Genomic DNA, 22,654 nt, shown 5'->3' with positions numbered 1-22,654 from the left:
CAGAAGTTATACCATTTCACTAAAATCCTGATACAAATTCTTTCCCCTCTGCTCCCCTGCTCCTCTGCTTGCCTAAATGTATCAACCTTAAAGTGAAACGGTATTAGGCGATGGAATTTTTGAGTCTTTAAGGAATATACTGATCAACAACGATAATATCTAGTTCCTTTCTCCACAAACTTAAAGGCTTGTCCCAATTATCTTCCCACTTCTGCGCTAAAAAGGGTTTTGCTTTAGCTCCCATTCGGTAGCCGATCGCAATATTTTCTAAAAGATTCCCTAACTCGTCTGGGGCAGTAAATAGAGTGCGGAGTAACCCACCAGCAATGAGTAAAATAGGCAAAGGAATGCGAATTTGGGCTAGGCAAAATGCTTGCAAGCCTAACTCTCCGTTAACATTACTGCCTAATCCTGTCACTAAATGCCAGATATCGTGAGTTTGACGTAAGCGAGTCAGCACATAGCTGGTGTCATCAGTGATTGGCAATGGACGGTAGTAATTTGGGTCAAAGCCAGTTTTCTGAATATACTCAGCAAAGCATCGCCCCAGAGATTCTGAAGGGAGTTGGGCTAAGGCTGTCAAATCTGGAGGGGGAGCTAAATATCGCTCTTGGACAATTTCCACAACTTCCGGTAAAGTTTTCACATAATCAATGGCTAATTGAGTAGCTTTAAGTTTGATCATGCCATCTTCAATATCTGGCGTAGCGTCTGCCCGGCCTGGATCAAGTGCTAAAGTAACGGCTCCTTTTAAAGTCCTCAAAAAATCTAGTTGTATAGCACTATTTTTACCACGCAGCATAGTATTAACTCCCACAAGTATTTATAAAAAATACGAGTATAGCTGAGATTATGACTGAGAGGCTAAGGTAATACCATTTTGGATTTTAGATTTTGGATTTTGGATTGAGAAAAGGTTTACTGGTAAGCTTTTCAGAAATCCATTTGTCGCAATCATTTTTCAAATTGGTGTAAATTTACGTTTTCTCCGTAGAAGAGTGTTGCAAAGATAGCAATTCAAATGTGGGAAAAAGTCTCAGTAGGGGCGGAGACTTTTCCTTCCCACAATGATATCTACTTATCTGTTGGGAACTCTGCAACTATCGGCGAGTGATTATTTGGGGAAACGGCTGGGTTATTCACAACTATGGGATGTGGATGTAAAGGTGTTGCTGTCCCTTCACCTTGCTTACCAGCTTGATTCCACAAAATCATTGAGAGTAAACCATCTACCAAGCCATTGTTATTACCGTTACCACTGACTAAAACTTCTGGTATCAGACGGACGTTGCGATCGCCAATAATTTGCATCAGCTGCATGGCTGTATAACCTTGAGAACCCAAGGCTTCCACACCAGCGCGGTAGGTTTCGGCTTTGGCGTTACCTGTGGCGCGAATCCCTTCGGCTTCGGCAATGGCGCGTAATTTTATCCCTTCGGCTTCCCCAGTGGCGTGTTGAATCTGGGCTTGGGCTTTTAATTCCGCAATTTGGACGCTTTTTTCTGATTTCACCATTTCTTGTTGGATATCAGCCAATGCTGTTTCCCTAACTAGTAGCTGGCGTTGGGTTTGGGCTACCTGCTGCACTTCGTAAGTTTTGCGTTGTTCTTCAGCAATTTTCCTGTCAGTTTGGGTTTGCATCAACGATGCTGGCGGCTGGATATCCCCAATTAAGGTATCAATTGCTTGTACATCATAAGCACGTAATGCGGCTCGAATATACTCAGCCGCTTCCGCTTGGCGATCGCTCCGGGCGGTGAGAAAATCTAGTACGGTGTAGTCTTGGGCAGAGTTGCGGAAATAGTTGCCAATTGTCGGTTCTAATACATGGTCAACTAAATTTTGCATGGAACCCACACGAGAAATTACTTTTGGTGCATCTAAAGCACCGACATGAATAATTTGAGCTACTTCTAAATCAAAGGCGAAACCATCCCGCGATCGCACCGTTAAGGAAGCTAGATTAGCATCATAGCTGTGGCGTTCGGTACGACTTGACCAATTCAACACTATGTTAGTTGTGGGAACCAACTCAATTTTCATTATTCGAGAGTTGATGGGATGCTTACCTGGATACAACGGTTCTATCCATACACCTTTATGTCCCGAATTAACTAAGTTACCGTGAGTAAAGGCGGCACCACTGACATCTTCTTGAGATTGACCGACAAAAGAAATTACCACACCTACATAACCAATGGGAATTTCTGTCATTGGTACTTGTTCAACTTGCACAAACCAAGGATTCAAGTTCCAAGAACCAGACAGTAAGATTTGCTCTTGCAAACCCCTTCTTCCACCAGCATCCAAAAATTTTTGACCATTCTGGAAGTTGTCATGTCCCGAAATCATTGGCCCAGCAATTTCCCCAGATGGAATTGGCAAACCATCTAGAGTCGTGACAATGCCGACTTTATCAGATGCGACGCTATACACTCGCATCTGTTCTGCTTGCATATCATTATTTTTGGCATTCGCCGCCATAATTACCCGAAACAGCGCGGTGTTAATTCGGTAAGTACCAGCGGTGAGAAAACCCATTTGCCGGCCTTTTTCACCGCCGTTGCTCAGGAATTTTCGCGCATCTTGGAAATTATCACAATCGACGATTTTACCTAAAATTCGTTCTGGTGGGTTGGATGCGCCGTCTGCTGCGACAATCAAGGCAATTTCACCTTGGGGAACAACCACTACAGATTCTTTACGCACTGAATATTGCCAAGGCCAGTAACCCCAATGCCAACCAGGTGCGAGGGTATCGGCTTGCAAACCTGCTTCACCGTTGAGGGCGATTAACCGTCCGGGTGGTAATCCGCGTCCAGAAAGGGCAAATTTTTTCACCACTACGCCAACTTCACGTTCACCAATTACCACCAATCCGCCAAAAAACAGCGGGACAAATATCACAATCCCACCAAGTACAACGATGGGAATCAGTGGTGCTACCTGCATTGCTTGATAGGGAGGCTGACTATTTACTGATTGGGTAGTGACAGGTTGTGTTTGACTTAGTAGTACTTTTGTTGAGGCGATTTCTGTGGAATTTTGTGTTTTTACGAAAGCAGCATTGGCGGAATTCATACCGCTTGTTAAGGCTAAGGCCGCTAATGCCGACAATCCTAAACGAACTAATTTATTTTGTTGACTCTTACCAAGGGAAGATGGAAAAGTTTTCATATTATGCGCCCTGCTGGGCAACTAATCATCTAAGTTAACACTTCACTTGGTGAGGCCTAATTTTCTTAAACTTGGTGTAATTTTTGTGAGAAATATAAATAAAAAAAATTTGTAGAGCAAGCAGATAACCTACCCTACAAAATTGAAAATTACGAACAATGTTTATATCAAACCGCCAGCAGCTTGAAAACGAGCGCGGGCGCGTTTGAAGGCTTGTGTTGCTTGAATTTGAGCTTGGCGATCGCCTGCTGGTACTTGAGCTAGGCGAGTTTGGGCTTCGTTGTATGCTGTGCGTGCAGCATCTAAGTCGATGGTGTCGCCACGTTCCGCACCATTGACTAAGATTGTCACTTCACCAGCTTCAACTTCTGCGAAACCACCCAAAAGAGCGATCGCTTGCCAGTTAGCATTTTTGCTGGGACGGACGCGCATCACACCTGTATCTAAGGCTGTCAACAGAGGTGCGTGTCCACTCAGGATACCTAGCTGACCAGTTGTACTGGGTAAAATCACTTCTTCAGCTTCAGCATCCCACACTGTTTTGTCTGGGGAAATTACACGAACGGTTAATGTCATAACTTGTCAATAGTCAATAGTCAATGGTTAATAGTTAAGGTCAATAGTCAAATTGCTTTGGACTATTGACTTTGGACTTTTGACTAATTTCTAGCCTTTAAGCTTTTGGGCTTTGGCGATCGCTTCGTTGATATCGCCTACTAAGTAGAAGGCTTGTTCTGGCAGATCATCTAATTCACCAGACAGAATCTTCTGGAAGCCTTTGATGGTATCTTCCAATTTTACGTATTTACCAGGAGAACCGGTGAATACTTCTGCTACGAAGAAGGGCTGAGACAAGAAGCGCTCAACTTTCCGGGCGCGGGCTACAATCAGACGGTCGTCTTCAGACAATTCATCCAGACCGAGAATGGCGATGATGTCTTGTAGTTCTTTGTAGCGTTGTAAGGTTGCTTGAACGGCGCGAGCAGTATTGTAGTGTTCGTCACCGACAATGTTGGGCTGCAACATTGTCGAGGTAGAACCTAACGGATCAACCGCTGGATAGATACCTTTAGATGCCAAACCACGAGACAGTACAGTTGTACCGTCCAAGTGAGCGAAGGTAGTTGCAGGTGCGGGGTCGGTTAAGTCGTCCGCAGGTACGTATACCGCTTGAATAGAGGTAATAGAACCTTCTGTTGTCGAAGTAATCCGTTCTTGCAGCGCACCTACGTCAGTACCCAGAGTAGGTTGATATCCTACCGCTGATGGCATCCGACCTAACAAAGCTGATACTTCCGAACCTGCTTGTACAAAGCGGAAGATGTTGTCAATAAACAGCAGTACGTCTTGTTTGTTGACATCACGGAAGTACTCAGCCATTGTCAAACCAGACAAACCAACCCGCATTCTTGCTCCGGGTGGTTCGTTCATCTGACCGTAAACCAGGGCGATTTTTGATTCGTTGAGGTTCTCGTTGTTGATAACCCCAGATTCAATCATTTCGTTGTAGAGGTCATTCCCTTCACGGGTACGCTCACCTACACCCGCAAATACGGATACGCCGCCGTGCTGGGTAGCAATGTTGTTAATCAACTCCATCATGATCACGGTCTTGCCGACACCTGCACCGCCGAACAGACCAATCTTACCGCCACGTCGATAGGGAGTTAGCAGGTCAACAACCTTAATCCCAGTCTCAAAAACGGAAGGTTTGGTTTCCAGGATCAGTTAGTTTAGGAGCGTCGCGGTGGATAGGTAAGGTTGCCTCCGCATTTACTGGCCCTCTGTTGTCAACAGGTTCGCCAAGGACGTTGAAAATTCGACCTAGGGTAGCTTTACCCACTGGTACACTGATGGCAGCGCCTGTATCGACAACTTCCAAACCGCGTACTAGACCATCGGTGGAACTCATCGCCACAGTTCGCACTTGGTTGTCGCCCAGCAATTGCTGTACTTCAACGGTGAGGTTGATTTCCTGTCCAGCTTCGTTAGAGCCTTTGATGGTCAAAGCGTTGTAGATTCGCGGTAATTTACCGCCTGGGAATTTAACGTCTACAACCGGACCAATGATTTGGGTAATGTAGCCTATATTTGTTTTTTCTGCGGTGGTGACCATGCTGAGCCTAATGATTGAAGCTATATTTCAGATGAGGTCTTAGATGACAAAAGATTAAGCAATGTCATCTTTCACTCTAGCACCGGAAGGGGACATAACTCCGTTAGTAATTCCTTAAGACCAGTGTTTTGTTTTGGAAATGAGGCTAAAAACAAAAAACACCGCGTCAGCAGTATTGTGACACGGTAGCTACAAAATCCAGGGAAAATTTATTTATGCTTTAGCTTTCGCGCCGTGGTGAGACAGTCCGAATCTTCTCCCTTTGGCAGAAGATAACGCAAAGGGAGTTTTCCCCACGATTAACTGTCGCGCATGGTTTCCTTACTTGAGACGACTGGCGTGAGAGGAATAGAAGTGGGGTTTCAAAAATAAGTCGCACATCGCGTTTAGTTAAGTATTTTTTGTTGCTTACACTTGCGGAGGGATGTAACACCAAAGGCCGCACTAGCTAACAAACCGATAACTGTGGTAGGCTCAGGAACTTTTTGTATGGGAGGCGTTGGCTCAGGAATTTCTGGTTGAGTAACAGGTGTTGGTTCAGGAATTTCTGGTTGAGTAACAGGCGTTGGCTCAGGAATTTCTGGTAGGGTAACAGGCGTTGGCTCAGGAATTTCTGGTGGGGTAACAGGCGTTGGCTCAGGAATTTCTGGTTGTAGGGGGAGACTAGAAAAAGTACCTGCTTGAATAAACACCGCAGAATCATAACGATAATCTCCCACATCTGCAATTGCGATTTTCAGGCGATGTGTACCTTCACTTAATCCTTTGAATTGAGCCGAAAATACATTGGTAAAACCATCATATTGAAGATTATAAATTGCTCCACCATCAGCTAAAGAATTATTATTAAATAGTTGAGGGTTTGTTGCATTGTTCCCGAATGGATTACCACCATTAACAGTATTAATAGAAACTGGGGTATCAGTTCCAGGTATTAAGGCAATATTTTTTCCATCTAAGAAAAATCCAAATACATCGTTATACTTAGAATTCACATATTCGTTATATTCTTCTGATGCAAAAACATAATTAAAAAAAAGATTGCCGGTTGTTGATATAAACTCAAATTCTAGGACACTAGCATCAAAAGTTTTGACTCCAGAAATTAAAGCACTTAAATCTGCATCTCCAGCAAGGTTATTCCTCCTGGATGCACTCTCACTAGTATTTGGCCCAACTGCCAAGTTAGCATTACCAGTAGTGAGAATAATACCGCTTTCTATGCCAATACCTGAAGCTAAACCACCTGTAAAGGTTCCAGATGCTATTGATGCACCTTGGTAGGTAGCATTAGATATTGTAATTCCTGAACCTAAAATGTTGTTAACTAAAACATTCGGGTCGATTTCGCTGCTAGTAGTGATATTGACGGCTTGAGCAGGTGCAGTGACTAATCCTAAACCTAATAAAGAAAATGCACCAGTTTTTAGAAAACTCTTCAGAGATTTCATGTATTTCTACCAATTGAACGTGAATAGTGTCAATATTTTTTGATGAAATTGGGGAAATTCCAGCAAATTTTATGCCATAAAGCCCCTAGTGCTATGGTCACAAAATTACTTATTCTCTAGCCGCGATCGCCGATAATCGAAATGGGTACTATAACTACACCTTGAAAATACATTTCTGCATTCAAGATATTATTGAGGTGAACTTTATTCTTCTATTTGTCTATGTAATTACATTAATAGTTAACCACCTTTTTGGATAGTATAAATACGGTGGTTCACATAATAATTAAATTTCAAAATATGTATATTTACCCTAAAAAGTTGATTCAATAATGCTTGTATGCAAAAACCTTGCTAAATTTCACAATAAAACTTTGTAAATAAATTCAATTTCTTCAAAATATTTTTATATACAAATATAAAAAACTGGTAAATATAATATAAGGCTTATTTGAAGTTAAAATGAATCCAACTTTATATATTATTCTAGTAAATAAAAATTTTACAAAAACTAATTCAAAGCATAATTGATCACAATTTGATTGATAAAATTTATTGTTATTTTGTCTAATTTTGGTAAAGATATTAAGTGAGGAATCTTACATTACACTCCAAACGCAAAAGTAAATAATCAATTTATCGGTGATTAATGACGCAGGCGTTTACGTCTAAATGAAATGGTCGGTTCTCAATTCTGCGTTTTTACTTTCATGCTCTTAACTTAAGATAAAGATAAGTGCAAAAATCGCTCAGTCCCTATTTGCTCTAGCTTCATCTATATATTTACAGCAGAATTTGCTTATGAATTTCTCGTCAGCAAGACAATATTTTTACCAAGAGATTCAGCAACCTGACGAGTATATCAACTTGGCCAAGGCAGCACTGTACATTGCCCAAGAAGAATATCCTAACCTTGACCTGGAAGAATATCTCAATGCCCTCAATACAATGGCACAAGAGGTTCAAGAACGTTTACCAACTTCACGTTATCCACTGCGGTTGATTCAAAGTTTGAATCAGTATTTGTATGATGATTTAGGATTTACGGGCAATCATAGCAACTATTATGACCCCCGTAACAGCTTTTTAAATGATGTGATCGACCGTCGTATGGGAATTCCGATCACTTTAGCGCTGGTTTACCTAGAGATTGCCCAAAGAATTGATTTCCCGATGGTGGGTATAGGATTGCCTGGTCATTTTCTCATACGTCCAGATATTCCAGATATGGAAATTTTTGTTGATGCGTTCAATCGTGGTGAGGTGATGTTTGCAGAAGACTGTCAGGAAAGACTGACTCAGATGTTTCAGCAACCTGTCAGCCTCAAACCCGAATTTTTAGCCACTGTCAGCAATCGGCAATTTTTAGCCAGGATGCTGACAAATTTAAAGTACATATATCTCAAGCAGCAAGATTTGGCCAAAACGCTGGCTGCGGTAGAACGAATTTTATTGCTATTTCCGATGGCGATGTTAGAAATCCGCGATCGCGGTTTGCTTTACTATCAACTAGGACATCATCCACAAGCAGTTGAAGACTTACAAAATTACCTATCCAAAGTTCCTAATGCTGAAGATGCAGTGGTAATTAAGCGGTTACTTGCTGAACTGGGTAAAGAGTAAATCTATGATTGTTTTCTCTCATACCATTTCACGAAAAAATTATACAGATTTATGGGTTTTTCATTCTTTCCCCCTGCTCCCTGCTCCCTGCGGTCTATTTGTATCAAACTTAAGGTGAAACGGTATTAGTAGTCAGATGGCAAATTAAGCCTCAAGATAGTGTGTGCTTGGTAACTGCATTGCTTAAGCTGAGTCTAGAAAATTGGAGACAATATTCATGGATAAGCAAACAGTTCCTAGCCAAGCCGAAAAAATGAATCCCGAAGGCGACGCAACGCAATTAAGCCCAGAAACACAAGATAAAATCAAGCATCCCGCCAAAATGGATGATGTGATTCGAGAACAATCAGCCGAAGAACGCAAAAGTAACCCAGCATTAGTTCCAGACATGTTGGATGAACCAACTGATGAATTGATAGGATTTACAAAAGACTAGAAAGACTAAGCTAATCGTCATTTAAGTTGCACCATATTCATGGTAATAAAAGCTGCAAACCCTCTCCCCTGCTCCCTGCTCCCTGCCCCCCTGCGGCCTCAATGTGCAAATTAAATGCTTAACAGCTTACTGAAGCTACAATGGCATTCAGTAACTTGATGATTGCCTTCTATGCTCCCAGTCATCTATTCTGATGAGTTTTTGAATCACAAGACTGGAAATTATCATCCAGAAAAACCAGAACGTCTGACGGCGATCGTCAACGCTTTAAAAGAAGCTGTGTTTGCTGAAAAGATTGCTTGGCGCGAGCCTACTCCAGTCGCCGACAAACCATCTCTAATGTCTTTGTTATTACAAGCTCACAGCCCAGCTTACGTTAAAAAACTTGGGGAAATTTCTGCTAGTGGTGGTGGCTATCTCGATGGTGATACCCCAGTTTCTCCCCATAGCTATGATGTAGCCTTATTGGCGGTGAGTGCTTGGCTGGATGGTGTTGATATTGTCTTAGCTGAAGAAAATCCCGCTTTTGTGTTGGCGCGTCCACCAGGACATCATGCAGAAAGTGATGCAGGGATGGGTTTTTGTTTATTTTCTAATGCGGCGATCGCTGCTTTTTATGCTTTAGAACAAGCAGAAATTAAGCGTGTTGCTATTCTCGATTGGGATGTACATCATGGTAATGGAACTCAGGCGATCGTGGAAACTCACCCACAGATTGCCTACTGTTCTCTCCATCAGTATCCTTGCTATCCCGGTACTGGCAAAGCTTCTGAACATGGTTATCATAATAATGTTTTAAATGCACCGCTGCCGCCTGGTAGCAATATCTCTGCCTATCGCCCACTTTTAGAAAATAAGTTACTCCCATTCTTACAAAACTTTCAGCCTGATTTATTAATTGTCAGCGCCGGTTATGATGCTAACGCCGCAGATCCTTTGGCAAGTATGAATTTACTGCCAGAAGATTATGGTTTATTTACTGAATATTGTTTGGGTATAACGCGGAAAATTCTCTTTGGTTTGGAAGGCGGCTACGATTTTTCTAGTCTTTCTCAGTCTGTGTTAGCTACAATTGAACGCTGTTTATGAGATTGAATAGAGACTAGGGGCTAGAAAATAGATTTTTAAAATATGACTTATATCATGTCTAATTAACCAGACTTGATATTTGCACTTTTGCAATTCAGCTATTTATGAGAAACACTCACAACCAAACATAAAAATTTTTTTATCTTGTATCTAGCCCCTTTTTTTCATCTAACCAAAACGACCACTAATATATTCTTCCGCTTCTCTTGTATTAGGAGAAGAGAAAAGTTGAACTGTCGGATTAAATTCAACTAATTTGCCACGGCGTTTGCCATGTTCATCAATTTCAGTATTGAAAAATGCTGTCCAATCTGCAACTCTGGAAGCTTGCTGCATGTTATGCGTCACCATAATAATGGTGTATTGCTGCTTGAGTTCTAGGCAGAGTTCTTCTACTTGACGGGTAGAAATAGGATCAAGGGCAGAACAAGGTTCATCCATTAATAATACATCTGGTTTCATGGCGATCGCCCTGGCAATACATAGCCGTTGTTGTTGTCCACCAGATAATGCTGTACCTTTGCCTTTGAGCTTATCTTTGACTTCATCCCAAATGGCGGCACGTCTGAGAGAATCTTCAACTAATTCATCCAAGTTCCCTTTATAACCGTTAGAACGGGGGCCAAAAGCAATATTTTCATATATAGATTTGGGAAAAGGATTTGGTCTTTGAAACACCATCCCGACTTGGCGACGTAGTTTGACTGAGTTAATTTTAGGATCATAAATGTTGCGATCGCGGTAATTTAATCTACCCTCAACCTTTGCTCCCGGTATTAAATCATTCATCCGGTTGAAACACCGCAAGAGTGTACTTTTACCACAACCACTAGGGCCAATAAAAGCCACAATTTGTTGTTCGGGAATTTTTATGTAAACATCCAGCAAGGCCAAAAAACCACTGTAATAAACTTTCAAACCCTCAACATCAAACACAGTTCTTGCTTGAGTGAGTGTGCCATTATTTGGCTTACTTTTATTATCATTTTGAGTCATAATAGTTATACCCAATCTAAAATTTTTATTGGAAATTTGAAAATTTTTCTGTTACCTAAATAGATATTTACCTATTTATCGAAAAGCGTTGTCGCACATAAATAGCTATTCCATTCAACACTAAAATTAAAAGCATCATCACAATAATTGTTGCGGCTGATGAATTAGCAAACCCCGGTTCTGGGCGACTCAGATAACTAAAAATTTGAATCGGTAAAGCCATAAATCTCTGGAATAAACCAGGGTTAAAAGTCAAAAAACTGACAGCCCCGACAACAAGTAAACAAGCTGCATCACCAACAGCACGCGATACAGAAATAATCACCCCTGTTAATATCCCAGGAATTGCATAAGGTATAACGTGATGGTAAATAGTTTGCCATTTTGTCACACCCAAACCATAAGAAGCATGTCGTAAAGAATCTGGAACTGCACGAATCGCTTCTCTAGATGTAACGATAATTACTGGTAAGGATAACAAAGATAACGTTAAGGCTCCAGAAATTAATGCCGGGCCAAAACCAAGCAAATAATTAAATACTCCTAAACCCAGCAACCCATAAACAATAGAAGGTACACCTGCGAGATTACTAATATTAATTTCAATAATCGCAGTCCACCAAGCTTTAGGTGCATATTCTTCTAAATATAAAGCTGCACCCACTCCAATTGGCACTGCGACTAACATCACAATAATTGCCAAAAGGATACTCCCTACAATTGCTGGGCGAATACCTCCCTCATCCGGGAAACGAGATGGAGTTTCTGTTAAAAAACCTGGTGTTAAAAATCTGGCTAATCCATCTTGACCAATATCAAAAACTAGCAATGCCAAGATAAATAAACCAATCAATAAACCTATTAAAAAAAGTATTTCAAATACTTTCCCTAATGACTCTCTTTTTTCAATATTATCAGTAAATTCTGAACTCGAATCGAAAAAATCATTACCTTGATAACTTGTAGCCATATTGATTAATCGTATTTTTCTTTAAAACGATGAGAAACCCAGTAGCTGACAATATTTAAAGCCAACGTTAGCAAAAATAAAACAGCCCCTACCGCATATAAAGTTTTAAAATTGAGACTTCCACGAGGGCTATCTCCACCAGAAATTTGTGCCATATAAGCTGTCATTGTCTCTACTGACTCCATCAGATTCACTGTCAGTTTTGGCTGTTGTCCAGCGGCGATAACAACAGTCATAGTTTCACCAACAGCACGAGAAACACCTAAAATAATCGAAGCTGTAATTCCTGAAAGTGCGGCTGGTAATAACACTTTAAAAATGGATTCTAATTTCGTGATTCCTAAAGCATAAGCACCTTCTCTTAAAGAATTCGGCACTGCTTGGATAGCATCTAAACTAATAGAACCGACTGTAGGAGTAATCATTACTCCCATCATTAACCCTGCACTCATGGCATTAAATATTTCTAGAGGCAGAAAATTTCTTAGGAATGGAGTAACAAATAACAGGGCAAAGTAGCCATAAACAACTGTTGGTATCCCTGCTAAAAGTTCCATTGCGGGACGCAAAATTGCAGCTACTTTAGGTTGGGCATATTCACTTAAATAAATTGCTGAAGATAAACCCAAAGGAATAGCTACAGCCATAGCTGTGATAGTGGTTAAAAAAGTCCCACTAATTAAAGGCCAAATACCAAAATGTCTTTCAGCAAATAAAGGTGTCCATTTCGTATCCAGAAAAAAGTCAGAGAGTGGGACTTCTTGGAAGAACTCAAATGTTACCTGAAAGATAATAATGACAATGCCAAATGTAGTTAGTACAGAAACTAAACCACAACAAAATAAGATTGCGGCAATAATCTTTTCGGTAATATCTTCTGATGGTTTTTTTTCTAGCGATCGCCTAGAATCTTCCTGAAATCCATTTTGATTATTTATGGCGCTCATAAATCAATAACTTAAATAAAATTAGTAATTGGTTGACCTGGTTTAGCTTTTTTGAATTTTGTACCAGTTTCCACCTTAATGAATTTCTGCTTTACTTTCACGTAGGCTTCATCAGGTAAGGCAACATAACCAGCACTGTCTACCCATTTCCACGAATTTTCTAAATAAAAATCGACAAATTCTCTCACTGTTTGCTTTGTATCTAAGGATTTTTTACTCACATAAATAAACAAAGGACGAGATAAAGGTGTGTAAATATTTCTGACTACATTGTCTATTGGTACAGGTTTTTCACATTTGCCATTAGGATTTTCCACAGCCACTAAATTTAGCTTATCTTGATTTTGAATGTAGTAAGAAATCCCAACGTAACCTAAAGAATATTTATCACCTGCAATTCCTTGTACCAAAGTATTTTGATTGTGGCTGGGAGTATAGTCTGTACGACCATTTTTCGCTTTACCTGTTACCGCTTGAGTAAAATAATCAAATGTACCTGTATCAGATGCAGGTGCATAAAGTTTCATTTTCTCATTGGGAAACTTAGGATTAACTTGATTCCAAGTTAAAATTTTCCCATCTGATTTGGCACTCCAGATGGTTTTTAATTCATCAACTGTCAGACATTTCACAAAATCGTTCTGACTATTGACAATAACTGCTATGCCATCTAAAGCAATAGGAATTTCCAAAAATTCAATATTTTTACTTTTACATTTGGCAATTTCTTCATCTCGAATGGTACGAGAAGCACCCACAATATCAATTTCACCTGCACAAAATTTACTAATTCCGCCTCCAGTTCCACTAGAAGCAACGCTAACTACAGCATCAGCATTCACATTATGATACTCTTCCGCCACTGCTAAAGAAATCGGAAAACCTACAGCCGCACCATCAATACTTACTTGTTTCTGCTTTTCTTCATTACTACTACAAGCTGTAATGCTGTAGCTAGTCACAAGCAAAAAGATCAAGCATAGATTATTTTTAAATTGCGAAATAAAATTCATACAATTAGTAATTTACTAAATAAATCAAAAGCTAACAACTATGTCCTCAATCTGGGTAGCAAAATCTCTAATCATCTGATTTATGCTTTACGTTTTACTGTTAGCTTTAACTTGGTCAAAAATTGCCCCGTTTTCCAAAAATTTTGTTTTAATCATATCCCAACCCCCTAAATCTTGGGCTGTAAATAAAGTTTGAATTGGGGGATATTGTGATGCTACTTCTTGGGTAACTGTGGGATTCACTGGACGATATTGTAATTTCGCAAATTCCCGTTGAGCTTCTGAAGAATAAAGGAAATCTACAAATGCTTCTGCAACTTTTCTTGTTTTGTGTTTATCAACATTTTGATCAACTACAGCTACAGGATTATCTATCGAAATATTTATTTCTGGGATAATATAAGGTAGTTTCAAGGCTGTTTTTTCAGCTAAACTTACCTCATTTTCATAGGTAATTAAAACATCACCTTGGGCTTGTTGGAAAAATAAATCACTAGCTTCACGAGCATCTTTTGTGAGCGCAGCAGTATTTTGATAGACCTTTGTAATATATTTTAAAGCTGTCGCTTCATCTCCACCATTTTGAGTGACTGAACCCCAAAAAGCTAATAATTCCCAAATACCAATCCCAGAAGTTTGAGGGTTAGCTGCAATTAATTTCACGTCGGTTTTAGCTAAGTCTGCCCAAGTTTTAATCCCTTTCGGATTGCCTTCGCGGGTAACAATTGCTGCAACTGATCTACTAACAATACCATTTCTGGGGGTTCTAATTTGCCAACTAGATTTAATTAACCCAGCTTGTTGAATTCTAATAACATCTAAAGGCAGGGCTAAGTGTACTATATCAGCTTCTTGCTTACCAGCAATCACATCAGCAGCTTGAGCAACAGAACCTGCATAACTTTGATCAAAAATTACTTTTTGATTGTGTTCTTTCTGCCACTTTTCGACAAATTTCGGAATTATTTGGTCATGGGCGGCTTTTGTGACAGAGAAAGAAACTAACCTCAACTTTATTTCTGGTTCCGCAGCAGAATAACTTCCAGAACAGGCGGTAATCGCTACACTTAAAAGTGTACCTAAAAAGAATAAATAGGTGAACCTTTTAACAGCGTGTTGATTTAACCAGATTCCTATAATTTGCTGAGACAAAACTTGCATTACCTGTCCAGTTTTTTCAATGCAAGTATATATATGCTCAATTTGAAAAATTCCCCATCGAGCCGGATGCTGCGACTTATTCATCAAATATTTACCCCATTATCTACAGTATCTCCATCGAGTTACTGTAATTATTTAATTATAAAGCATGAAAATCTGATACCTGTCAAGACAGTATGTGATTAAACTATAAAAATTAAAGTTGATTTTTGATCTAAGTAGAAAGTAGGGGTTTTCTAACTACAAAGCTTAGTTTTTTACGCAGATTACTCCCCAAATTACCGAGGAATATACAGAGTTTATTGAATGGAAAAGCTAAATAAAAAATTAAATTTAATAGCTACAGGCGCTTCGGTAAAACTAATTGAAGCTTTTTTTGTGAGCCTCAATATCAAATCTGATGAATTTTTTATAACTTTTCTGTAGCGCCTAACATCTGGAAGATTTTCTCAGCGTTATCTAAATCGCCAACGATGCGGCGAATCGGTTGAGGCCAAACTTTTACGAGAGTAGGAGTTGCAGACACCTGATCAATTTCTGCTTGTTCTGGATGAGTTAGAACATCAATCACTTTTAATGTGTAGGGATATTTGAGCGATCGCTCTAACATTTCGTGTAAATTATGCAGAATCCGTTCTGTATTGGCACTATGACCGGCAATAAATAAACGCAAAACGTAACATTGAGTTTTTTGCTGTACGTTTTGTGTGGCTTTCACTGGTGGATAATATTTGGGAGCCTTTTCTGATAAGTCTAAGTTAATAATTAAGTCGTGGTCTTCCCACAGTTGGGGAAATGTGGAACGATAAGTCGCCAACACCATGCGATCGCATAAACCATCTTGCCAAGGTGCGGCTTGCCAGATTAAATCACCTGTGCCAAAAATTACATTTAATAAAGCTTGATGTTGCAGCACCGCTGGATATGCTTCTGCAAAAGTCCGAATTTGCTGAGTATGCGGATCTAACCAGTGGTCAACGGTGGCCGTATAACAAGGAACTAAAAAATGCGGCGGTTCTGGTAAATCGAGAATTTCTTGTAAAGCAGCGCACAAATGCAAATGCCATCGACCCTGTTTATTCGGGTCGATGCAATAAATTAAGTCGCCTCCGGGTGTAAATAAGGCAATGCCTTTGAAAACTTTCGGTAAAAAGAGTTTAGGTGTAGTCAAGTTAGTTACAGGGGTTGGGGAACTTGGAGGTAAAAAGTAGAGGCGGATTACTTTTTACCTTTACTGTAATTAAACTCGTCCTCGGAGAAACTGAGCCATTTCGTTAGGAGTCGGTGACATTTCTAAAGCTGTTTCTTCTGTAATGCGACCTTCTTGGTAAAGATTGAGTAGCGACTGATTCATCGTAATCATACCGTCGAAACCGGCTTGTTTCATCAGTTCACCAATTTCATCATACTTACCGTCTTTGACCCATTCTTTAACCGCCTCAGTGTTAATTAAGATATCGTGGAATGCAGCTCGTTTACCATCGGTCGTGCGACATAATCCTTGGGCGATGATGGCTACTAAAGATTCTGCCAAGGCTACCCGCATAGCATCCTGTTCTTCACCAGAGTATAAATTGAGAATCCGTTCAATCGTTTTTACTGCACTGTTGGTGTGCAAGGTTCCCATTACCAAGTGACCTGTTTGGGCAGCTTTCAAGGCGGTATTGACTGTTTCTTTATCCCGCATTTCCCCCACCAGAATCAAATCTGGATCTTCCCGTAAAGCAGCTTTTAAAGCATTATCAAATTTGCGGGTGTGCATTCCCACTTCCCGTTGTTTGACCAACGACTTGCGGCTTTGGTGAACAAATTCCACAGGATCTTCAATGGTGATGATGTGCTTGGCCATTTCTCGATTAATATAGTCAATCATCGCCGCCATAGTTGTTGATTTACCCGAACCAGTTGGCCCAGTGACTAAGATTAAGCCTTTATGAGAGTGGCAGATATCGCGGAAAACTGGCGGTAATCTCAACTGTTCCATCGATAAGATTTTCAGGGGAATTAACCGTAGCACCAGTGCATGGCCTTTCATGGAGCCAAAAACATTAATCCGTACACGGGCGAATTCATACTGAGTTGCACCATCAAATTCTAGGTGTTCTTCAAATCGCTGAATTTCTGCTTCCGTCATTACCTCTCGCAACCAAGCCATGAAAGTTTCATGATCTGTTTCTGGATACTCGGTTGGTTGAATTTCGCCACGGTTGCGGAAACGCGGAACTTCACCTACACCCAAGTGAACATCGGAATAACCATTATCAAAAGCTTCTTTGATAATTTGCGCCAAACTTAATCCAGTAGGATTGCTTTTAGCCGCTGGTGGAGGAGTTCCCGGACGATGACCTGCGGCTGGTGGCGGTGGTGCAGGTTGGGTTGTATTTCGATGAGTTGACATATCCAACGTTTGTGTATGCTGCCGCTGTGTCATTAATGATGGTGGTGGCGGTGGCATGGGTGGCACATTCCGAGAAGCAACAGGATTGGAATTGGCTGGTGGCGATGTTTCTGTCATATATCTTCAAAATTAAGCAGTTATCAAGTTGAATCTGCAAAAAAGCTATCTTGGTGGTTCTAAGGACGGCAGACAGCAGGTTTGTTGCTGTTCCTTACCTGAGAACTTTAAAGCAACATTTCGTTACATTTGGCATAGCTGCTAGTATACTTTTTTATATGACATGCAAGTTTTGCCATTATGTTAGAAACACATTAAGTCCATATACACCTGTTTAGCACACTATATCCTGAGATATCCTTCAGTAATAACCCTGTTAAATTCAAGATACAATTAATACTTTAATTAAATCTTGAAAATCTCTTGCTTTTAGATGAGAAAATTTTCCCTAAAATCACGGCAATTTACTAGCAATTAAAAGCCAAATCAGCAGCAGGTATTTTTTTCAGACGGATAAATGAATTATGAGAGACAATCCTATTTTTTATAAGAAATATTAAGGGGATCAATTTGAGGCGGGGAAAATATCTTGGGCAAGCTCATCTTATATGGCTTCTACTCCTTGAGGTAGATGGCAGGAACTAGTGATCTAGCAAGAAAGCAACTGAACTTTACATTCATAATTACAAAAAATTAACTGTAAAGTTAAGTTACTAAATGCTCATTTTTCCTAGTCCTGTTTATATACTGGAATTCACTGAAGGAATCAGTTGATTCGCAAACAGCGGTATCTAACTGAAAATTTACGTTTATTGCTGTGTACCTGTAGGAGGAAAAGTCATGGTTTCGGCTCAAAGCTCTAATCTCGGAAAGACCTACTCCTTAATGATGATTAAAAGCTTTTTGATATGGACTTTCACGTTGGCAGTATGTTTGTTAGTTGTCGGTTTTCCATTAGTTGTTTTGATGGCTACGGTCGGATGTCTGTTGTCGATTGTTTTACAATCTGTCATGCCTGTTAGTGCAGTTTTACTAGTAGGTGGTGGGTTAATTTTGTTCAATATTTTGGCAGTGGCGATCGCTGCTGCTGTCCTCACCATCAAAGGTGTACATCCAAGCCAAATCAAGTGGTTAAGTTGGTTGCATGGAGAATCTGAAGAAATGCAACAGACTTCTGTATATGCCGCTTGTCCTTTAACCTGTGAAATCAAATAACTATCTCGTTAAACACGACAAACAGTACATCTGCCCGGTTCAGCCGGGTTTTTTCATTTTTAGTCCTTAGTCATTTGTCATTTGTCGGGATTGAGTATTTACTATTGACTATTGACTCTTGACTATTGACCCATGACTAATCAAAAACGAGTTGCCATTATCTTAGGTACACGTCCAGAGGCGATTAAATTAGCGCCTGTGATTCAGGTTTTTCAAAAATCTCCCAGTTTTGCCTTGCAAGTAATTTTAACTGGACAGCATCGAGAGATGGTTGAACAAGTAATGCAACTGTTTAACCTCAAAGCCGATGAAGACCTAGAGATTATGCAGCCTCAACAATCTTTAAATGATATTACCTGCCGCAGTTTGCGAGGATTAGAAGAGTTATTTCAAAAAAATAAACCAGATTTAGTTATCGTCCAAGGAGATACGACAACAGCTTTTGCGGCGGCTTTGGCAGCTTTTTATCAAAAAATTCCTGTGGGACATGTAGAAGCAGGGTTAAGAACAGATAATATTTATAATCCTTATCCAGAAGAAGCGAATCGACGGTTAATTTCGCAAATTACGCAACTGCATTTTGCGCCAACAACTTTGGCTGTGGAGAATTTACAACGTTCTGGGGTGTTGGGCGAAATTCACTTGACGGGGAATACAGTGATTGATGCACTGTTGAATGTGGCGGCGAGTCAACCAGCTTGTAATGTACCGGGGTTGAACTGGAATGAATATCGCGTGTTGTTGTCTACAGTTCATCGCCGGGAAAATTGGGGAGAACCATTACAAGCGATCGCTCACGGTTTTCTGCAAATATTAGATAAGTTTCCCGATACTGCTTTAGTGTTACCTCTTCACCGCAACCCGACAGTTAGGGAACCATTGCAAGCATTATTAGGGCAACATCCGCGAGTATTTTTGACCGAACCTTTAGATTATGCCGAATTAGTGGGGGCAATTGGGCGATCGCATTTTCTCTTAACTGACTCTGGTGGTTTGCAAGAAGAAGCACCAAGTTTAGGTAAACCAGTTTTAGTTTTGCGAGAAACTACAGAACGTCCTGAAGCGGTGACGGCGGGTACAGCAAAACTAGTAGGAACGGAAAGCGAGAGTATTTTGGCGGTGGCGGCGGAGTTGTTGAGTAACCCTACTGCGTATGACGCAATGGCTAATGCGATTAATCCTTTCGGTGATGGTCATGCAGCCGAGAGAATTTTGCAAATTGTAAAGAATTATTTGGGAGTGGGTTAATCAACCTAGATATTTTTGAGTTTTTTATTGTTCTGGGAGAGGTAAAAGCCTTTCCCAATAATTAATTTTGCTTACACAAATTAAACTGTTTGATTTGCTTGTAACCAGTTGAGTAAATCAGCGATCGCACTAAAATCTAATAAAGCCTCACTCAGTGCTTCCAATTGTTCTAAAGAAAGACTTTGAATTTGTTGACGAACTTCGTCAGGTAAATTGCCCACCCTTCTTTGCAGTAACCTAAAAACAAGTGTTTGTGTTTGTTCTTGTTTGCCTTCTTCTTTTCCTCGCTCGTAGCCAATGCGCTCGCCTGTAGTTATGTAAGGCATAGTAAGCTCCTGCTCGAATAACTTAAAGTCTTGCCAAAATTCTGCTTCTAATGCTTTTGGTAAAATCATAACCCAATCGATAAAACGATAGAGGTTACGAATATCTCTTTCTGCCAACCCTTGTTCATAAAGTCGCCGAATTAAACTGAATTTCCAATTTTTCCGTTCTCCTGGCTGTTTGCTGGTTTGCTGCGTTTTTAAATGCGCCATAACAACTGTCGCAAAAGGATTATCGCTGGTTTCTAATTCTGTCCAATGATTTTGATAGTCCAGTAATTTGACAGTGCCGAATTGAAAAACCAGACTGCAATCAGGATAATTGTAACTGTATTGATTACGCCTCCAAATGGAGTCAGCATCACATAAAATGGCTAGGCTGATGGCTGGTTTGGCAAATTTATCAAAAATTCGCAGGTTGTACAAAAACATCCTTTCGGCGAAATTGTCTTCTGGTTTCGCCTGGATTTCGACATGAATTAACAGCCAAACTTCTTCCCCGTCCATTTGCCAAACTTTGACTAATTTATCTGCGTATCTTCTACCAAGTTCGGCTTCACGGGCGATTTGTTGAAATTCCTTGTCGAGAAATTCGTGGGGACGTTCCCAATTAATGAGTGCGGCTGTTTGGGGGAAGAAAAATTGCATCTCTTGGGGAAAGTATGCTTCTAAAATTTCCTTCCACGGTGAGTCCACTTGGCGGTGTCGGTTTCCGTCCCGCCAAAGTGGCGAACCCGGAGGGCGAATCATTATCGGCTCTTTGGATTTCCTCAGTCATTGCATTTAGAGAATAATTAAACGCAGATAAACGCAGAAGCAAAACAAAAACTCTCTGTGTTCCTCTGCGTTTAACTCTGCGCTACTTTGCGTTTAAAAAACCTATTGATTCAAAACTAACTCTGGCTGTGGTGCTGCTTCCTCTGGTTCTGGTAAACCAAACATTGAACGATACAGCTTATCGTACTGCTTGGCTGAACGATACCAACTAAAGTCTTGATTCATACCGCGTTTTTGCAGTTCGCCCCACTGAGGTTTGAAACGAAAACCCTCCCAAGCGCGGATCATGCAGGTGAACAAATCTAATGGTTCGTAGCGGTCGAAGCAATAACCTGTACCAGCTTCGTTGATGGGGTCGTGGTGGGTTACGGTGTCAACTAATCCCCCGGTGCGGCGGACGATGGGAACCGAACCGTAGCGCATGGCCATCATTTGGCTAATTCCACAAGGTTCGAAACGGCTAGGCATTAAGAAGGTATCAGTTCCAGCATATATCCGCCGGGATAGGGCATCGTTATACAGCAAATAAGTCGCCATACGTCCGGGGTAGCGCGATGCTAATTGCCACATTTGAGTTTCATAATAGCGATCGCCTGTCCCTAACAACACAAATTGGGCATCTGTGTATGCCATGAACCGGTCTAAAATTTGGATGACCAAATCCAAGCCTTTTTGTTCTACTAATCGGCTAACCATACCAATTAAAAAGGCTTGAGAGTTGACCTCTAAACCCATTTCTTCTTGTAAAGCAACTTTGTTTTTCTTACGTTGATCTAAAGTGTCGGTAGTGAAGGTCTGAGTAATATATTTATCGTCAGCCGGGTTGTAAATCTCAGTATCTATCCCATTCACAATTCCTGATAACTTACCACTAATAAATGACAGTAAACCTTCGATGGTTTCGCCGTAAGCAGGTGTTTTAATTTGTTCGGCATAGGTTGGGGAAACAGTATTCACCCTGTCAGCAAATTGTACCGCAGCTGCCATTGTATTGTGTCCCTGCATATACCAAGGACACCAAGTAATTTTATCTAGATACCAACGCCACGGCCCTTGATAAGCCAAGTTATGAATCGTAAACACTGTGGTGATATCTGGGTCTTGGTGCATCCATACGGGTATCATCCCTGTATGCCAATCATGACAGTGGATGATATCTGGCTTCCAGTAATTCCAGCAGAACTCAGCCGCACCATTCGCAAAAAAGGTAAACCGCCAATCTTCGTCTTCTCCCGAATAGATGCGGCGGGGATTGAATACAGGATGTCCAAATAAATACAAGGGAACATCAGTACCAGGCAGTACACTTTCGTAAACTGCGAAGTCCTGAAACATGGCATATCCCCACCAAATTGGGTCTTTGGGAATTTCCATTTTATCTGGTAAAAACCCGTAATAAGGCAGGAATATGCGGACATCATGCCCCATTTCTCTTAAGACTTTAGGTAATGCTCCCACAACATCACCCATTCCTCCTACTTTCGCAACGGGAGCTGCTTCTGCTGCAACGAATAGAATCCGCATGGTCTTTGTTGTTTCCCCGGTTCTGCCTAATATTTATGAAAATTCTGAAGTTGGAAGTCTGAAGTATAAAGGTACTGCTCCGATGCAAGAATGGGGCAGGAATCTCGGAAACAACGCATCTTTGCCGCGCTAATTACGGGTGAGTCATGTACCGATTTTTTATCCTGTATCCTTTACACTTCATCCTTTTGGC

18 protein-coding genes and 1 pseudogene are annotated in these 22,654 nt (G+C 40.7%); 5 read left to right on the top strand and 14 right to left on the bottom strand.

Features of this window, described 5'->3' with window-relative positions:
• Positions 1 to 127: 127 nt before the first annotated feature.
• The 5 genes and pseudogenes from AC504W_RS24075 to AC504W_RS24055 form a co-directional block, all read right to left on the bottom strand.
• Complete coding sequence (locus AC504W_RS24075) at positions 128 to 802, bottom strand: Coq4 family protein (RefSeq protein ID WP_494874721.1); 675 nt, start codon at positions 800 to 802, stop codon at positions 128 to 130.
• Positions 803 to 1,074: 272 nt separating this feature from the next.
• Positions 1,075 to 3,177: an SPFH domain-containing protein gene (locus AC504W_RS24070; protein ID WP_494874720.1), complete on the bottom strand. Its 2,103-nt coding sequence runs from the start codon at positions 3,175 to 3,177 to the stop codon at positions 1,075 to 1,077.
• A gap of 162 nt (positions 3,178 to 3,339) precedes the next feature.
• A complete protein-coding gene (gene atpC, locus AC504W_RS24065; protein ID WP_103123889.1) occupies positions 3,340 to 3,753 on the bottom strand; it encodes an ATP synthase F1 subunit epsilon in 414 nt (137 codons plus the stop codon).
• A 90-nt stretch (positions 3,754 to 3,843) separates the two neighbouring features.
• Positions 3,844 to 5,293: pseudogene (gene atpD / locus AC504W_RS24060) on the bottom strand (F0F1 ATP synthase subunit beta).
• Positions 5,294 to 5,679: 386 nt separating this feature from the next.
• Positions 5,680 to 6,744 (bottom strand): choice-of-anchor L domain-containing protein, encoded by a 1,065-nt coding sequence (locus AC504W_RS24055; protein WP_494874717.1) that lies wholly within the window; start codon positions 6,742 to 6,744, stop codon positions 5,680 to 5,682.
• A gap of 801 nt (positions 6,745 to 7,545) precedes the next feature.
• Here AC504W_RS24055 and AC504W_RS24050 point away from each other — a divergent pair.
• From AC504W_RS24050 to AC504W_RS24040, 3 genes are all read left to right on the top strand, one after another.
• Positions 7,546 to 8,367 carry a SirB1 family protein gene (locus AC504W_RS24050; protein ID WP_494874715.1) on the top strand — a complete coding sequence of 274 codons (822 nt, stop codon included), beginning with the start codon at positions 7,546 to 7,548 and terminating at the stop codon, positions 8,365 to 8,367.
• A 217-nt stretch (positions 8,368 to 8,584) separates the two neighbouring features.
• Entirely contained in the window at positions 8,585 to 8,803 is a 219-nt protein-coding gene (locus tag AC504W_RS24045; protein ID WP_494874714.1) for a hypothetical protein, read from the top strand.
• Positions 8,804 to 8,974: 171 nt separating this feature from the next.
• Positions 8,975 to 9,892 (top strand): histone deacetylase family protein, encoded by a 918-nt coding sequence (locus AC504W_RS24040; RefSeq protein ID WP_494874713.1) that lies wholly within the window; start codon positions 8,975 to 8,977, stop codon positions 9,890 to 9,892.
• A 168-nt stretch (positions 9,893 to 10,060) separates the two neighbouring features.
• Here the strand turns inward: AC504W_RS24040 and pstB are convergent, their stop codons facing one another.
• From pstB to AC504W_RS24005, 7 genes are all read right to left on the bottom strand, one after another.
• Positions 10,061 to 10,888: a phosphate ABC transporter ATP-binding protein PstB gene (gene pstB / locus AC504W_RS24035; protein ID WP_494874712.1), complete on the bottom strand. Its 828-nt coding sequence runs from the start codon at positions 10,886 to 10,888 to the stop codon at positions 10,061 to 10,063.
• Between the two features lie 67 nt (positions 10,889 to 10,955).
• On the bottom strand, positions 10,956 to 11,858 hold the full coding sequence (pstA, locus tag AC504W_RS24030) for a phosphate ABC transporter permease PstA (RefSeq protein ID WP_096580651.1): 903 nt from the start codon (positions 11,856 to 11,858) through the stop codon (positions 10,956 to 10,958).
• Between the two features lie 5 nt (positions 11,859 to 11,863).
• Positions 11,864 to 12,805: a phosphate ABC transporter permease subunit PstC gene (pstC, locus tag AC504W_RS24025; RefSeq protein ID WP_494874711.1), complete on the bottom strand. Its 942-nt coding sequence runs from the start codon at positions 12,803 to 12,805 to the stop codon at positions 11,864 to 11,866.
• An 11-nt stretch (positions 12,806 to 12,816) separates the two neighbouring features.
• Positions 12,817 to 13,818, bottom strand: coding sequence for a PstS family phosphate ABC transporter substrate-binding protein (locus tag AC504W_RS24020; RefSeq protein ID WP_494874710.1), 1,002 nt, complete (start codon positions 13,816 to 13,818; stop codon positions 12,817 to 12,819).
• An 87-nt stretch (positions 13,819 to 13,905) separates the two neighbouring features.
• The gene (locus AC504W_RS24015) at positions 13,906 to 15,063 is read right to left on the bottom strand and encodes a sulfate ABC transporter substrate-binding protein (protein WP_494874709.1); all 1,158 of its coding nucleotides are present in this window, start codon (positions 15,061 to 15,063) and stop codon (positions 13,906 to 13,908) included.
• 325 nt (positions 15,064 to 15,388) lie between these two features.
• On the bottom strand, positions 15,389 to 16,150 hold the full coding sequence (locus AC504W_RS24010; protein ID WP_494874708.1) for a circadian clock KaiB family protein: 762 nt from the start codon (positions 16,148 to 16,150) through the stop codon (positions 15,389 to 15,391).
• A 69-nt stretch (positions 16,151 to 16,219) separates the two neighbouring features.
• Positions 16,220 to 17,494, bottom strand: coding sequence for a type IV pilus twitching motility protein PilT (locus AC504W_RS24005; protein WP_494874707.1), 1,275 nt, complete (start codon positions 17,492 to 17,494; stop codon positions 16,220 to 16,222).
• A gap of 720 nt (positions 17,495 to 18,214) precedes the next feature.
• On the opposite strand from AC504W_RS24005, the gene AC504W_RS24000 reads away from it, so the two are divergent.
• Both AC504W_RS24000 and wecB read left to right on the top strand, forming a co-directional pair.
• Positions 18,215 to 18,589 (top strand): hypothetical protein, encoded by a 375-nt coding sequence (locus tag AC504W_RS24000; protein ID WP_494874706.1) that lies wholly within the window; start codon positions 18,215 to 18,217, stop codon positions 18,587 to 18,589.
• A 132-nt stretch (positions 18,590 to 18,721) separates the two neighbouring features.
• Positions 18,722 to 19,837 (top strand): non-hydrolyzing UDP-N-acetylglucosamine 2-epimerase, encoded by a 1,116-nt coding sequence (gene wecB / locus AC504W_RS23995; RefSeq protein ID WP_494874704.1) that lies wholly within the window; start codon positions 18,722 to 18,724, stop codon positions 19,835 to 19,837.
• Positions 19,838 to 19,917: 80 nt separating this feature from the next.
• Here wecB and AC504W_RS23990 read toward each other — a convergent pair whose 3' ends face one another.
• Complete coding sequence (locus AC504W_RS23990; RefSeq protein ID WP_494874703.1) at positions 19,918 to 20,910, bottom strand: DUF4351 domain-containing protein; 993 nt, start codon at positions 20,908 to 20,910, stop codon at positions 19,918 to 19,920.
• 129 nt (positions 20,911 to 21,039) lie between these two features.
• Entirely contained in the window at positions 21,040 to 22,461 is a 1,422-nt protein-coding gene (glgA, locus tag AC504W_RS23985; protein ID WP_494874701.1) for a glycogen synthase GlgA, read from the bottom strand.
• Between the last annotated feature and the right edge of the window lie 193 nt (positions 22,462 to 22,654).

The organism is Nostoc sp. C96, assembly GCF_059384975.1.
The sequence above is the reverse complement of the archived record's forward strand: the minus strand, read 5'-3'. Positions and strand labels throughout refer to the sequence as shown.

Excerpts from the sequence above, each read along its gene's own strand:
- AC504W_RS24075 (WP_494874721.1), bottom strand. The coding sequence starts at position 802 with ATGCTGCGTGGTAAAAATAGTGCTATACAACTAGATTTTTTGAGGACT.
- AC504W_RS24070 (WP_494874720.1), bottom strand. The coding sequence starts at position 3,177 with ATGAAAACTTTTCCATCTTCCCTTGGTAAGAGTCAACAAAATAAATTA.
- atpC (WP_103123889.1), bottom strand. The coding sequence starts at position 3,753 with ATGACATTAACCGTTCGTGTAATTTCCCCAGACAAAACAGTGTGGGAT.
- AC504W_RS24055 (WP_494874717.1), bottom strand. The coding sequence starts at position 6,744 with ATGAAATCTCTGAAGAGTTTTCTAAAAACTGGTGCATTTTCTTTATTA.
- AC504W_RS24050 (WP_494874715.1), top strand. The coding sequence starts at position 7,546 with ATGAATTTCTCGTCAGCAAGACAATATTTTTACCAAGAGATTCAGCAA.
- AC504W_RS24045 (WP_494874714.1), top strand. The coding sequence starts at position 8,585 with ATGGATAAGCAAACAGTTCCTAGCCAAGCCGAAAAAATGAATCCCGAA.
- AC504W_RS24040 (WP_494874713.1), top strand. The coding sequence starts at position 8,975 with ATGCTCCCAGTCATCTATTCTGATGAGTTTTTGAATCACAAGACTGGA.
- pstB (WP_494874712.1), bottom strand. The coding sequence starts at position 10,888 with ATGACTCAAAATGATAATAAAAGTAAGCCAAATAATGGCACACTCACT.
- pstA (WP_096580651.1), bottom strand. The coding sequence starts at position 11,858 with ATGGCTACAAGTTATCAAGGTAATGATTTTTTCGATTCGAGTTCAGAA.
- pstC (WP_494874711.1), bottom strand. The coding sequence starts at position 12,805 with ATGAGCGCCATAAATAATCAAAATGGATTTCAGGAAGATTCTAGGCGA.
- AC504W_RS24020 (WP_494874710.1), bottom strand. The coding sequence starts at position 13,818 with ATGAATTTTATTTCGCAATTTAAAAATAATCTATGCTTGATCTTTTTG.
- AC504W_RS24015 (WP_494874709.1), bottom strand. The coding sequence starts at position 15,063 with ATGAATAAGTCGCAGCATCCGGCTCGATGGGGAATTTTTCAAATTGAG.
- AC504W_RS24005 (WP_494874707.1), bottom strand. The coding sequence starts at position 17,494 with ATGACAGAAACATCGCCACCAGCCAATTCCAATCCTGTTGCTTCTCGG.
- AC504W_RS24000 (WP_494874706.1), top strand. The coding sequence starts at position 18,215 with ATGGTTTCGGCTCAAAGCTCTAATCTCGGAAAGACCTACTCCTTAATG.
- wecB (WP_494874704.1), top strand. The coding sequence starts at position 18,722 with ATGACTAATCAAAAACGAGTTGCCATTATCTTAGGTACACGTCCAGAG.
- AC504W_RS23990 (WP_494874703.1), bottom strand. The coding sequence starts at position 20,910 with ATGATTCGCCCTCCGGGTTCGCCACTTTGGCGGGACGGAAACCGACAC.
- glgA (WP_494874701.1), bottom strand. The coding sequence starts at position 22,461 with ATGCGGATTCTATTCGTTGCAGCAGAAGCAGCTCCCGTTGCGAAAGTA.